The sequence below is a fragment of the Nocardiopsis alkaliphila YIM 80379 genome, assembly GCF_000341005.1.
GTDB lineage: Bacteria > Actinomycetota > Actinomycetes > Streptosporangiales > Streptosporangiaceae > Nocardiopsis > Nocardiopsis alkaliphila.
In genome coordinates, this window is sequence record NZ_ANBD01000150.1 from 1 (window position 1) to 13,339 (window position 13,339).

Here is a 13,339-nt window from a genome sequence, read left to right on the forward strand (position 1 = left end):
GCCCTGGAGAAGGGTGACAAACGCATCGTCGGCGTCAACTGCCACACCAACACCGTTTCCGGTGAACTCGACATCCTCAAGATCAGTCATGAGGTCGAGCATGAGCAAAAACGTGTCCTGAGCGACCGCAAGGCCGCCCGGGACCAAGCCGAGGTCGAACGCTCCCTGACCCGCTTGCTGGAGGCCGTTCGCGCGAACGAGGGCAACCTCATCCCGATCATCATGGACGCCGCTCGAGCCGAGGCCACCCTTGGCGAGATCTGCGCCACGATGGGGGAGGAGTTCGGTACCTACACGGAGGATCCGCAGTTTTGAGGCGAGCCCGGAGCAAGCCCTGAGCGGACCCGGTCCCGGGGAGGCCGCGGAAGTGCCCGCGCCTTCCCGGGATGGGGCAGGATAGGGAGTATGCAGCCTTCGGACTTTTCACCGAACAGTGCGGTCGACCTCGGGGCACGCAAGGCGGCCTTGGAACGCGAGGCCAAGCAGCGTGCCGAGGAGTCGGCCGGTCGTACCAATCCCTACGCCGTCAACGTCGACGAGGCCAACTTCCAGCAGGTCCTGGAACGATCCCTGTCCGCCCCGGTCGTGCTGGCGGTCCTGGCGGGCTGGTCCGAGCAGTCCAAGCAGGTCGAGACCGCCTTGGACAAGCTCTCCAAGGGTTCCGGCGGCAACTGGCTCTTGGGCAAGATCGACAGTGAGGCGAGCCCGCAACTGGTTCAGGCGCTGCGGGTGCAGGGCGCCCCGACCATCATCATCGCCATTCAGGGTCAGGTCATGCCCCTGATGCAGGGGCCGGCGACCGAAGAACAGTTGCGTGAGGGCCTCACCCAGGTCTTCGGTGCCCTCGCCCAGCAAGGCATGCTTCCGCCCGGACATCCCGGCACGGTCGATGGTGACCCCTCCGCGACGCCCGAGGAGGAGTCCGCTCCCGAAGCAGAAGCCGACCCCGTCGACGCCGAGGCCCAGGCCGCCCTGGAACGCGGTGACTTCGAAGCGGCCGCCGCGGTGTTCGAGAAGGCCCTGGCCGCGGACTCCAAGAACGCCGAGGCCAAGATCAAACTGGCACAGATCCGGCTGATCGGACGTCTCCAGGACGTGGACGGTCCCGCTGCGCGCCAGGTCGCCTCCGACCGCCCCGACGACGTCGACGCGCAGATCACCGTGGCCGACATCGATATGTACGGCGGCAAGTTCGAGGAGGCCTTCGACCGGCTCATCGCGACGGTCAAGCGCACCTCGGAAGAGGAGCGCGACAAGGCCCGTGAGCACCTGTTGGCCCTGTTCGACCTGCTGCCCCCGGGCGATCCTCGGGTGAACGCGGCACGCCGCAAGCTCACCTCGGCCCTGTTCTGAGCCATTCGCTTCGAGCCAACCGCCACGTGGAAGCGGAGCACGTCGGCCGGTGATCGTTCCAGTGTTTCGCCGAACGGTCACCGGCCGGTTCTTCCCCCGTTTTCTCCTTGGGGTGGCAAAACAGCAAGTATTTGCCGTTTTGAGGATGAGCGGGATGTCCGGCATCACGCCGGGTAAGGATCCACTACAGCGGTCCGCTCGAGAACGCGGTCCGTACGGTGAATCGGTAGGCGGCCCATGGCGACGAACGACGTGTCACCCCAACAGCCACCCGGACGCGTGTCCTCCCGGCCTGGAAGGGCCCCCGTGGTCACGATCTCGGCCACCTACGGTGCGGGAGGAAGCATGATCGGGCCGGCCGTCGCCGCCCGGCTCGACGTTCCCTTCCTCGACCGCGCGCTGCCCACCGCGGTGGCCGCTCGGATCGGGTGCTCACTCGACGAGGCCCTCCAGCGCGACGATCGGGCACCCAGCGGCCTGGAACGGCTTTTGGTCAGTGCCGCCCGGTTGCCCACCGTCACCCTCGGCAGCGTCGACACCACCTACATCGGTACCACCAACGCCGAGGGGCGTCTGCTCTACGACCACGAGTTCGTCGAACAGACCGAACGGGTCATACGTGAGGTGGCCCGCACCGGCGGGGTGATTCTGGGTCGCGCGGCCGCCGCGGTCCTGGCCGACCACTCCGATGTCCTGCACGTTCGGTTGGACGGAGCCCGGGAGGCCCGCCTGCGCAGGGCCCGAAGGCTCTGGGAGCTCGGCGATCGGGTGGAGTTCCACGGACCAGACCGGGTGAACGCTCCGCCCAACGGGAAAGTACTGGACGCCAACGACCGGGCACGTGCCGCCTACGTACGTCGTTTCTACCGGATCGACCCCACCGAGGCGGCCCATTACCACCTGGTCATTGATTCCACCGCGCTCTCCACCGACGCCTGCGTGGATGTGGTGGTGCGCGCCGCGAAGGACCGGGCCCAGGGTGGCGACAAGGAATTTTGAGCCCGCCCCAATGGGAAGAATTAGTTAGATTCTTTCTGAAAGAGCTAATTGCTGACTTGTACTGACGTCACCCCCTTGACTCGGGTAGGGTGAGGCGACTCGGTTGTGGGCACCCAGCCAGCCCCCGATCAACAACCGAGACCCGCTCCGGCCGCCCCATCATCGGGCGAATCCGGCAGGATCGCCGCCGTCACGGGATCGGACCCGAGCGGTGCGCGGAGGTCGACCAGAACCCACCGGGGCGAGCCAGGAGAGCGTAGGGGCGTCCACCCGGTTCAGGCGATGGACCCGACCCCACTGTCCACGGGAGGGCCACCGGTGTGCCCCGCGGACGCATGACACCAGCAAGAGCCGAGGAGCAATACGTGGCCACCCTTCCCAGCGTTTCGTACTCCATCACCGTCCGACTCGAATTGGACGCCGGAGGCAGCGCTGTCGGCAGTCTCACCAACGCGGTGGAGCGGGTCGGCGGCATGATCACCGCCCTGGACGTGGCCGCGGCCGGGCATGAGCGCATCCGTATCGACGTCACCTGCGCCGCACGGGACACCGAACACGCCCAGGCCATCGTGGACGCCCTCGGCGCGGTCGACGGGGTCGTCGTCCACAAGGTCAGTGACCGCACCTTCCTGATGCACCTGGGCGGCAAGATCGAGATGAAGTCCAAGGTGCCGCTGCGTAACCGTGACGAACTCTCCATGGCCTACACCCCGGGCGTGGCCCGCGTCTGCCAGGCCATCGCAGCCAACAAGGACGACGCCCGACGCCTGACCATCAAGCGCAACAGCGTCGCCGTGGTCACCGATGGTTCCGCGGTCCTGGGGTTGGGCAACATCGGCCCCGAGGCCGCCATGCCCGTCATGGAGGGCAAGGCCGCCCTGTTCAAACGCTTCGCCGACATCGATGCCTGGCCCATCGCACTGGACACCCAGGACGTCGACGAGATCGTCCGTGCGGTCCAGGTACTCGCCCCCGGCTTCGGTGGCATCAACCTGGAGGACATCTCCGCCCCGCGCTGCTTCGAGGTCGAGGCCCGCCTGCGTGAACTCCTGGACATCCCGGTCTTCCACGACGACCAGCACGGCACCGCCATCGTCGTCCTGGCCGCTCTGCGCAACGCCCTGCGCGTGGTCGGCAAGAAGCTGGCCGAGGTGCGCATCGTCATGTCCGGGGCCGGCGCGGCCGGTACCGCGATCCTCAAGCTGCTCATGCACGCTGGTGCGCGCGACATCATCGTCAACGACGTGCACGGCTCCGTTCACGGCGGCCGTGACCGACTGGACGACAACCTGCGCTGGATCGCGGAGCACACCAACCCCACCGGGTACGACGGAGACCTCAAGGGCGCCGTCGCCGGCGCGGACGTGTTCATCGGTGTCTCCGCCCCCAATCTGCTGGAGGGTGAGGACATCGCCGAGATGAACGAGGACTCCATCATCTTCGCGCTGGCCAACCCCGACCCCGAGGTCGATCCGGACATCGCGCACCTGCACGCCTCCGTCGTCGCCACCGGCCGTAGCGACTACCCCAACCAGATCAACAACGTCCTGGTCTTCCCGGGTTTCTTCCGTGGTCTGCTGGACGCCCAGAGCCATCACGTCGATTCCGACATGATGGTCGCCGCCGCGGAGGCCCTCGCCGACGTGGTCACCGAGGACGAATTGGGGCCGAACTACATCATCCCGAGTGTCTTCCACTCGGACCTGTCCCACCACGTGGCCGGCGCGGTCCGCGAGGCCGCCCAGCGCGGTCGCAAGAAACGGGATTGACCCGCCGGTCCGATTCACCGGAAAGGGAGCGTCCCACTGATCGCTTTTCGGGTAAGGGTGGACCATGGATCAGTCGACTCTGACCGGCCGCTTGTTGGTGGCCGCTCCCCTACTGCAGGAGGACTCCTTTCGCCGTTCGGTGGTGTTCGTCGTCGACGACGCCGCGGACGGCACCCTCGGAGTGATCCTGAACCGCCCCCTGGAGTTGCCGGTGGAGGAGATCGTGACCGCGTGGAGTACCTATGCCAGTTCTCCGGCGGTGATGTTCTCAGGTGGTCCGGTCGGTACCGACTCCGGTATCGCATTGGGCAGAGCGATCCCCGACGAGGCGCCTCCGGGCTGGTCCCCGCTGGAGGGCGTGCGCCCCGGGACGGGCCTGGAGGAGGTGGGCCTGGTGGACCTGGACGGCCCGCCCGAGGTGCTCGGCTCTTGCCTGGGAGCGCTTCGAGTGTTCGCGGGGTACGCCGGATGGAGCGTGGGCCAACTGGCCGGTGAGATCGAGGAGGGGGCCTGGTTCGTGGTCGACGCCTTCTCCGACGACCTCTTCGGCGGTGACCCGGAAGGTTTGTGGTCGCGGGTCCTTCGACGTCAGGGGGGTCGGCTGGCGTTGTTGTCAACCTATCCCGACGACCCCACCATGAACTGAAGACTCCTCCGATGAGGAAGGCGAGGCGGGCCGCGGCACCCTATACCGTGGAACCCAGACGTTGAAAGGTGTGAGGACGATGTCGATGGACGTCCTGAACAAGGTTCTTCCGGACAGCGAGACCAGGCCGGACATCTCGCACGACGATGGCGATCGCGAGCGCTTCGCCCACTACGTGCAAAAGGACAAGATCACCCAGAGCGCGGTGACCGGTGACCCCGTGATCGCGCTGTGCGGCAAGGTCTGGGTCCCCAACCGTGACCCGAAGAAGTTCCCCGTGTGCCCGGAGTGCAAGAAGGCGTACGAGGAGATGATGAAGTAGACGGCCTTCGGTCGTGTACGAGAAAGGCCTTGACCCACCCGGTGGTGAGCCAAGGCCTTCGTCGTCCCGGGGCGTGGACGGTCATCTCCGAGTGGCCTCGGCGGTGCCGTGACCGGAACCGGTGACGGCACCGGTTCTCCCACCAGGATCGGGTCCGTTGGTCTTGCGACGGCCAGGGTCGGGTCGCCGGGCCGGAGCTGATGTCGGGTGAACCCACCGCGGACCTGGACATTCGCCACCAGGAACCCGCTGCGACCATCGCGCGTACACTGGCGTCCCACGGTGGTGCGGTTATCGTGGTCCTGCACGATTTGGGGCTTGCAGCCGCGTACGCCCATCGTGTGGCGGTACTCTCCGAAGGGCAGGACGCCGCGCGGGGCACCCCCGTCGACGTGTTCACCGCGTCGACGCCCAGCGCCGTGTACCGCCACGAGGTCGAAGTACTGCCGCATCCGCGTACGGGGCCCGCTCCTCACCCCGCTCCGGTAACCCGGGTGCACACGAAAACGTCCACAGGAGTAGGTCGTATTGGTGTCCACAACTGAACGGCAGTCGCGAGATGAGCCCTACCCGGAGGGGGAGCGCCGCCCCCGCTCCTCCAGTGGAGGAAGACGACGCGCCCGTAGACACAAGGCCACCCCTGGGGACGTGGTTCGTGGGTTCGTCCGGTTCTTCGGTGAGATCCTGCTGACCGCGGGACTGCTCATGCTCTTCTATGCGGCCTACGAAGTGTACGGATCCCAGTGGGAGACCGATCGCGAACAGCAGGACCTGGCGGATGGACTCGACGAGGCCTGGGCCGCGTCCGAGGAAAGCGGACCCGACTCCGAACCGCTGCCCGGCAGCGCCGATAGTCGCCTTTACGTCCCGGACTTGGACTTGGACTGGGTGGTGGTCAACGGGACCGAACCCGACGACATCCGTTACAGTCCCGGCCGGTACACCCAGTTCGACAGTGCCCCCGGCGAATTGGGCAACTATGGTGTGGCCGCGCACCGCACCCCTGGCCTGTTCTGGGACCTGGACCTGCTCGACGAGGGCGACGTCATGGTCTTGGAGGATGGCGAGAACTTCTACACCTACGAGGTCTTCCGTGAGGAGACCGTCCTGCCCGAGGACTTCTGGGTGGTCACCCCCGACCCCTTCGATGAGGCCTCCGAGGAGGAACCCGGTCGGGCACTGCTCACCCTCACCACCTGTGCCCCCAAGCTCAACAACACGCATCGGCTCATCGTCTGGGCCGAGTTGACCGAGACCACGCCCAAGTCCGATGGTATGCCGGACTCCATCGCGCACATGGCGCCGCAAGCCTAGGGAAGGGGACGCGAATGTACGGCCTGATCTGGCGGATACTGCCCGGCCCATGGGCTTCGAAGTTCATCATGGCGGTGGGTCTGCTGGCGGGCGGCGCCGCCCTGTTGTGGTTCTTCGCCTTTCCGGCGCTCTCCCCGCACATGCCGTTCAACGACGGCGCGGTGGACACCTCGAACTTCGGTGACGACCCCGCGGGGGAGAACCCGGGGATCGAGGAGACGCCCGAGGCGGAAGAAGTCATCGAGACCGATGAGGGGGCCTGACGACCGGAAGGTGACAGCGGTCTTCGAACGGCGGTCGAACGACCTGGCGGCGCGGTGCACGAGCACCGTGCCGCTTGTCGTGAGGTGGTGGGACGGTGGCCGGCTGTGCGCGGCACCACTGCCGGAGCTCCCGTCCGGGCTCCGGGCAACCATTAACCTCGAGCAGGTGAGTAACGGGGGACGAGACGAATGACGGTGACGCAGACCTCGGCGGAGGATCGCCTGAGCGGCCTTCGGGCCTGGCAGCGGGAGGCCTATGAGGAGTACTTCCGCAGGCAGCCGCGTGACTTCCTCGCGGTGGCCACCCCTGGCGCGGGTAAGACCACCTTCGCTCTCACCTTGGCCGGCGAACTCCTGCATCGGCACACCGTTCGTGCCATCACCATCGTCTGCCCCACCGAGCACCTCAAGAAACAATGGGCCGAGGCGGCCGCTCGGTTCGGTATCGCCATCGACCCCGACTTCAAGAACGGCCAGGGCGCTCTGGGCCGTCAGTACGTCGGAGTGGCCGTCACCTACGCGCAGGTGGCCGCCCACCCGATGCTGCACCGCAACCGCACCGAGGCACGTAAGACCCTGGTGATCTTCGACGAGGTGCACCACGCCGGCGACGCCCTGTCCTGGGGTGAGGCGGTACGCGAAGCGTTCGACCCGGCCACCCGCCGGTTGTCGTTGACCGGGACGCCCTTCCGTTCCGACGTCAACCCCATTCCGTTCGTGGACTACGTGCAGGACGGGGCCGGCGTGCGCCGTTGTTCGTGGGACTACAGCTATGGATACGCGCCCGCCCTGGAGGACGGCGTGGTGCGCCCCGTCATCTTCATGGCCTACTCCGGTGAGATGCGCTGGCGCACCCGCGCCGGCGACGAACTCGCGGCACGGCTGGGTGAACCCCTTACCCAGGACGCGCTCTCCCAGGCCTGGCGGGCCGCGCTCGACCCCAAGGGCGACTGGATCAAGAAGGTCCTCCAAGCCGCGGATCGGCGGTTGACCGAGGTACGCAAGACCCACCCGGACGCGGGTGCGCTGGTCATCGCCAGCGATCACGAGAACGCCCGCGCCTATTCACGGATCCTGAGGCAGATCACCGGCAAGGGCGCCACCGTGGTGCTCTCCGACGATCCGACGGCCTCCAAGAAGATCTCCCGGTTCGCGGCGGGTGACGACCGCTGGATGGTGGCGGTGCGGATGGTCTCCGAGGGGGTGGACGTGCCCCGGCTGATGGTGGGCGTGTACGCCACTTCCACCAGTACCCCGTTGTTCTTCGCCCAGGCCATCGGTCGTTTCGTGCGGGTGCGCAAGCGTGGCGAGGTGGCCTCGGTGTTCTTGCCATCGGTGCCCACGCTCTTGGAGTACGCGGGAGAGATGGAGCGCGAGCGCGACCACGTCTTGGACAAGACGCCCAACGATGACGGGTATCCGGAGGAGGACCTGCTCCGGGAGGCCAACAAGAAGAAGGACTCACCGGACGCGGGGGAGGAACTTCCCTTCGAGACGATGGAGTCGGCCGCCGAGTTCGACCGGGCCCTCTACGACGGCCTGGAGTACGGGGGCGGTGCGGCGGGCTCCAGCGAGGAGGAGGACTTCCTCGGGTTGCCCGGTCTACTCGATCCCGAACAGGTCTCCCAGTTGCTGCGCAAGCGCAAGGCCGACCTGAAGGCCGGTGAACTCAAGGCCAAGGGCAAGAGCCGGGAACCGGAGCAGGACTCGGGACCCACCCATGAGGTACTGGCCCAGCTACGTCGGGAGCTCAGCGGTCTGGTGGGGGCCTGGCACCACCGGACCGGAAAACCACACGGGGTCATCCACAACGAACTTCGGCGTGCCTGTGGTGGGCCGCCGGTAGCGCAGGCCACCCCACCGCAGATCCGAGAGAGAATCGCCAAGCTGCGTGCCTGGGCGGTCGGACGGAAGTAGGGGCCGGTCCGGCGAACGTGATCAAAGTCGGGCAAGCACAATCAGGTAAACACTGCGCAAGGCTGCGCAAGTCGGACAAACGCTGGGTGATTTAACAAATACATTCAGTGAGATGATTGGACGAAGCCCTCGCGGCGGTTCAGCCGCGCTCTGGTCCGGCCTGACCCTGTGCGCGTTCGCACTGACCGGTCTGGTGGCGAGTACCCCGGAGCAGGAGCCGCCCCGGTCATCCTCGACGCACACACCCGTACGGACGGCCGACCAGGAACCGTACTGCCCACCCGGGTCGGTGCCGCACGCCGGTACCGACCTGCGTGTGACCGATCCGGGCGTGCCCGCCGCCGAAGGTATGGAGCCCACCCCGGAAGAGGCCGCCGAGCACGACGAGCGCCTCCAGGGCGCCCTGCTCCACCTGCGAGAGGAGGAGATCGCCCCACCATGGACCATCCCGGTGGTCTTCCACGTCATCTCCGCCCGCGACGGCAGTGGCCGAGTCGAGGACGCACGAATCCATGAACAGGTGGACGTGCTCAATCGGGCCTACCGTGGTGACTTCGCACAGGGTTCGGAGGGTACCGACACCGGCTTTCGCTTCGAACTCGATGAGATCACCCACACCGTGAACGACACCTGGTTCCATCACTTCGGAGACCACCGTGACACCATTCGGCCCCGACTACGCCAAGGCGGACCCGAGACACTGAACGTCTACGTCGCCGCACTCGGGCCCGGGCTCCTCGGCTTCTCGACCTTCCCGCAGAACTACGCCCACAACCCCGAGCAGGACGGGGTCGCCATCTCGCACGAGGCCCTGCCCGGCGGAGGACTCGAACGCTTCGACGAGGGACATACCGGAACCCACGAGATCGGCCACTGGTTGGGGCTGTTCCACACCTTCCAGAACGGCTGCCAGAGTCCGGGCGACTACGTGGACGACACCCCCTACGAACGCGAGTCGGCCTCCGGCTGCCCGGTGGGCAGAAACACTTGTCCCCAACACCCGGGCCTGGACCCCGTCACCAATTTCATGAACTACAGCGACGACGCCTGCATGACCCACTTCACCCCGGGGCAGGCGCAACGTATGGCCGAACACTGGGTCGCCTTCCGCGACGACCCACGGGTCTGACCCGCCACGTCGACGTGGAGCGCCGCACCGGACGGAAACCGGGCGGCGTGCACCATTAGGCTGGACGCATGGCAGCGAACACCTACCTGACCGGGATCAAGCCCACCGGCGACTTCCACCTGGGCAACTACATCGGCGCGATCAAGCCCGCACTCGCGGCCGCGGAGCGCTACGACACGTTCTACTTCATCGCGGACTACCACGCGCTCAACATCATCAAGGACGCGGACGAACTCCGTCACAGCATCCGGTCGGGCGCTGCCACCTGGCTGGCCTGTGGACTCGACCCCGAGCGGACCGTCTTCTACCGGCAGTCCAGCATCCCTGAGACCTTCGAGCTCACCACCATCCTGAGCACTCTCACACCCAAGGGGCTCATGAACCGCGCGCACGCCTACAAGGCCGCCCGCGACCGCAACACCGAGGCGGGGATCACCGACCTCGACGCCGGGGTCAACATGGGGCTGTACAACTACCCGGTCCTGATGGCCGCGGACATCCTCATCATGGAGGGCACCCAGGTCCCGGTCGGCCGCGACCAGTCCCAACACATCGAGTACACCGCGGACATCGCCGGCTACTTCAACCACCGCTACGGGGACCGCTACAGCTTCCCGATCCCCAAGGGCGTCATCGACGACGGCGACGCGAGCATCCTGCCCGGTATCGACGGCCGCAAGATGAGCAAGTCCTACGACAACCACATCCCGCTGTTCCTGCCGGAGAAGAAGCTCCGCAAGGCCATCAACCGGATCCCCACCGACTCCACACCGGTCGAGGACCCCAAGGACCCGGACTCCTCGGTCCCCTTCCAGCTGCTCACCCACTTCGCCGACGCCGACAAGGTCGCCGAGGTGCGCAAGCGCCTGGAGGCCGGGGGTATGGGCTGGGGCGACTTGAAGAAGGAACTGTTCGAGGCGGTCAACGCCGAGCTCGGTCCCAAACGCGCCCGCTACGAGGAGCTCATGGCCTCCGAGACCGAACTCGACGACATCCTCGCCTCCGGCCTGGACCGTGCCCGTGAGCGCGCCCGCCGGGTCCTGAAGGACGTCCGCGCCGCCATCGGCATCGCCTAAGGGCGGCAGCGAACGTGAAGGGGGAGGCGACCTCGCCGGTCGCCTCCCCCTTCACGTTCACCGTGGGTTCAGCCGACCAGCGGTTCACCCTCCAGGGTCACGCCCGCCTCGCGCAATTCCTCCAAGGCCGAATCCACGGTGGGCCTGGCGACCCCCGCCGTCAACCCGAGCAGCACCCGTGTCGTGAACCCCGCGCCGTGAGCGTCCAACGCGGTGGCGCGCACACAGTGGTCGGTGGCGATCCCCACCACGTCCACGGTGTCCACACCACGTTCGCGCAGCCACGCGACCAGGGTCGTCTCACCGTCCTGAGCGGTGCCCTCGAAACCGCTGTAGGCCGCCGTGTACTGTCCCTTGCTGAAGACCTCCTCGGCGACCGAGGCGTCGAAGTCGGCGTGGAACTCCGCGCCGGTGGTCCCCACCACGCAGTGGCGCGGCCAACTGTCCACGAAGTCGGGGGTCTGAGAGAAATGCGCCCCCGGGTCGATGTGGTGATCCCGGGTGGCGACCACGTGGTCGTAACCGCCCGCGCGGGCGTGCTCGGTGACGGCGGCCGCGGTCCGGGCCCCACCGTTCACCCCGAGGCTTCCGCCCTCGCAGAAGTCGTTCTGTACGTCCACCACGATCAGTGCCCTGCTCATGTGCGGCACCTCTTTCCTTCACTCTTGCGGGGATGGCTGGTTTCGGACGAGGATCAGTGGAACACCGTCGGCAGCGTCGCTTCCCCCCGGGACATCCGCAACGCCTGTTCCGGAAGTTCGGCCACGGTGGCCCGGTGCCGTTCGCGGGCCTGGTGAACGGTCTCGCGCCCCACGATCTCGCCGTCGACGACCAACGGGCGTAGCAACGGGCGCGTTCCGATCACCTCGCCCGGATCGTGCGGGTACACCTCCTCGGCCAACGCGACGCCCTGGTCGTCCAACCGGCGTACCGCCCACTTGCGGCCGCCCCGACTGGGCTTGCCCACCGAACGCTTTGCGACCGGCTCCAGCGGAGAGCCGTCCTCCAACCCGCGTGCCCGTGCCACCAGCTTGTACACCAGGGACACGGTCGGAGCTCCCGAACCCGTCACCAGGGACGTACCCACTCCGTAACCGTCCACCGGTGCCACCGCGAGTGCCTGGATGGAGTGTTCGTCCAGGTCGCCGGTGACCACGATGCGGGTATCGGTGGCCCCGAGGTCGTCGAGTTGGGCGCGTACCCGGGAAGCGGTCTTGGCCAGGTCACCGGAATCGATCCGGACCGCGCCCAACCCCGGTCCGGCCAACTCCACCGCGTGCCGTACCGCGCGTTCGACGTCATAGGTGTCCACCAGCAGGGTGGTCCCGGTTCCCATGGACTCGATCTGTGCCTTGAACGCGTGCTGTTCGCTGTCGTGCAACAGGGTGAAGGCGTGCGCCGCGGTGCCACCGGTGGGCACCCCGAAGGAGCGCCCCGCCTCCAGGTTGGAGGAGGTGGCGAAACCGGCCACGTAGGCGGCGCGAGCGGCGGCCGCCGCGGCCTGTTCATGGGTACGGCGCGAGCCCATCTCGATCAAGGGACGGTCGCCGGCGGCCACCGACATGCGGCTGGCCGCGGAGGCGATCGCGCTGTCGTGGTTGTACACCGACAACGCGAGCGTCTCCAGGATCACGGCCTCGGCGAAGGTCGCCTCCACCACCAGGATCGGCGAACCGGGGAAGTAGGCCTCGCCCTCGCCATAACCCCACACGGTTCCGGAGAAGCGGTAGTCGGCCAGCCAGTCCAGGGTGGGCTGGTCCACGACCTCGTTGTCGGCCAGGAAGTCCAGTTCGGCCTGCCCGAAGCGGAAGCGTTCCAACAGGTCCAAGAAACGCCCGGTGCCCCCGACCACCCCGTAGCGGCGGCCCTCGGGTAGGCGGCGGGCGAACATCTCGAACACCGACCGGCGTGCGGCGGCACCACTGTGCAGGGCGCCCTGGAGCATCGTCAGTTCATAGTGGTCGGTGAGCAGCGCGCTGCTGCTGTCCTCGCTCATAGGGGCGAGCCTACGTGTTGAGGTCTCAAGGGTGGCGACCACCCCACCTGCGTTGGTGTGGTGCGAGCCGGAGTGGCGAACAACAATACCCACTTGGTTGGTAGAAAAGGAAAGAGGGGTAGCCTGGAGCCATGCTGAGGATTGACCGTTCGATCTACGACCAGATCGTCGCCCACGCCCGCCGTGACCACCCCGACGAGGCGTGCGGTGTCGTCGCGGGACCCGAGGGTTCCGACCGCCCGGAGCGGTTCATCGAGATGCTCAACGCCGAACGGTCGCCGACCTTCTACCGTTTCGACTCGATGGAACAGCTCAAGGTCTGGCGTGAGATGGACGACCGCGACGAGGAGCCCGTCGTGATCTATCACTCCCACACCGCGACCGAGGCCTACCCCTCGCGCACCGACATCGGCTATGCCTCCGAGCCGGGCGCTCACTACGTCCTCGTCTCCACCCGGGAGCCCGACACCGTCGAGTTTCGCTCCTACCGGATCATCGACGGCGAGGTCACCGAGGAGCCGGTGGAGATCCTCGAAGCCGACGGCGGCCGGGAGG

Annotated in this window: 13 protein-coding genes and 1 pseudogene; 12 read left to right on the forward strand and 2 right to left on the reverse strand. The window is 67.1% G+C overall.

Going from position 1 to position 13,339, the window contains the following annotated elements; translation table 11 throughout:
- From D472_RS26125 to D472_RS0120920, 11 genes are all read left to right on the forward strand, one after another.
- A partial coding sequence (locus D472_RS26125; protein ID WP_033304362.1) for a methylmalonyl-CoA mutase family protein occupies window positions 1–315 on the forward strand: 315 nt, incomplete at its 5' end.
- A 90-nt stretch (window positions 316–405) separates the two neighbouring features.
- Window positions 406–1,353 (forward strand): tetratricopeptide repeat protein, encoded by a 948-nt coding sequence (locus tag D472_RS0120860; RefSeq protein ID WP_017606398.1) that lies wholly within the window; start codon window positions 406–408, stop codon window positions 1,351–1,353.
- A 279-nt stretch (window positions 1,354–1,632) separates the two neighbouring features.
- Window positions 1,633–2,352, forward strand: a complete 720-nt coding sequence (locus D472_RS0120865) for a cytidylate kinase-like family protein (RefSeq protein ID WP_026117923.1) — start codon at window positions 1,633–1,635, stop codon at window positions 2,350–2,352.
- Window positions 2,353–2,717: 365 nt separating this feature from the next.
- Complete coding sequence (locus D472_RS0120870; protein WP_017606400.1) at window positions 2,718–4,121, forward strand: NAD-dependent malic enzyme; 1,404 nt, start codon at window positions 2,718–2,720, stop codon at window positions 4,119–4,121.
- 64 nt (window positions 4,122–4,185) lie between these two features.
- Window positions 4,186–4,767, forward strand: a complete 582-nt coding sequence (locus D472_RS0120875) for a YqgE/AlgH family protein (RefSeq protein WP_017606401.1) — start codon at window positions 4,186–4,188, stop codon at window positions 4,765–4,767.
- Window positions 4,768–4,846: 79 nt separating this feature from the next.
- Window positions 4,847–5,089: a DUF3039 domain-containing protein gene (locus D472_RS0120880; protein WP_017606402.1), complete on the forward strand. Its 243-nt coding sequence runs from the start codon at window positions 4,847–4,849 to the stop codon at window positions 5,087–5,089.
- Between the two features lie 528 nt (window positions 5,090–5,617).
- Window positions 5,618–6,403, forward strand: a complete 786-nt coding sequence (locus tag D472_RS0120885; protein ID WP_026117924.1) for a class E sortase — start codon at window positions 5,618–5,620, stop codon at window positions 6,401–6,403.
- A 14-nt stretch (window positions 6,404–6,417) separates the two neighbouring features.
- Complete coding sequence (locus tag D472_RS0120890; RefSeq protein WP_017606404.1) at window positions 6,418–6,666, forward strand: hypothetical protein; 249 nt, start codon at window positions 6,418–6,420, stop codon at window positions 6,664–6,666.
- A 189-nt stretch (window positions 6,667–6,855) separates the two neighbouring features.
- Window positions 6,856–8,583: a DEAD/DEAH box helicase gene (locus D472_RS0120900; protein ID WP_017606406.1), complete on the forward strand. Its 1,728-nt coding sequence runs from the start codon at window positions 6,856–6,858 to the stop codon at window positions 8,581–8,583.
- A gap of 112 nt (window positions 8,584–8,695) precedes the next feature.
- Complete coding sequence (locus D472_RS26130; RefSeq protein WP_051046042.1) at window positions 8,696–9,712, forward strand: zinc metalloprotease; 1,017 nt, start codon at window positions 8,696–8,698, stop codon at window positions 9,710–9,712.
- 68 nt (window positions 9,713–9,780) lie between these two features.
- Window positions 9,781–10,788, forward strand: a complete 1,008-nt coding sequence (locus D472_RS0120920; protein ID WP_017606408.1) for a tryptophan--tRNA ligase — start codon at window positions 9,781–9,783, stop codon at window positions 10,786–10,788.
- A 68-nt stretch (window positions 10,789–10,856) separates the two neighbouring features.
- Here D472_RS0120920 and D472_RS0120925 read toward each other — a convergent pair whose 3' ends face one another.
- Both D472_RS0120925 and D472_RS0120930 read right to left on the reverse strand, forming a co-directional pair.
- A complete protein-coding gene (locus D472_RS0120925) occupies window positions 10,857–11,429 on the reverse strand; it encodes a nicotinamidase (RefSeq protein ID WP_017606409.1) in 573 nt (190 codons plus the stop codon).
- A 53-nt stretch (window positions 11,430–11,482) separates the two neighbouring features.
- On the reverse strand, window positions 11,483–12,784 hold the full coding sequence (locus D472_RS0120930) for a nicotinate phosphoribosyltransferase (protein ID WP_017606410.1): 1,302 nt from the start codon (window positions 12,782–12,784) through the stop codon (window positions 11,483–11,485).
- Between the two features lie 131 nt (window positions 12,785–12,915).
- On the opposite strand from D472_RS0120930, the pseudogene D472_RS28880 reads away from it, so the two are divergent.
- A pseudogene (locus tag D472_RS28880) lies at window positions 12,916–13,314 on the forward strand (Mov34/MPN/PAD-1 family protein); the annotation flags it as partial.
- Between the last annotated feature and the right edge of the window lie 25 nt (window positions 13,315–13,339).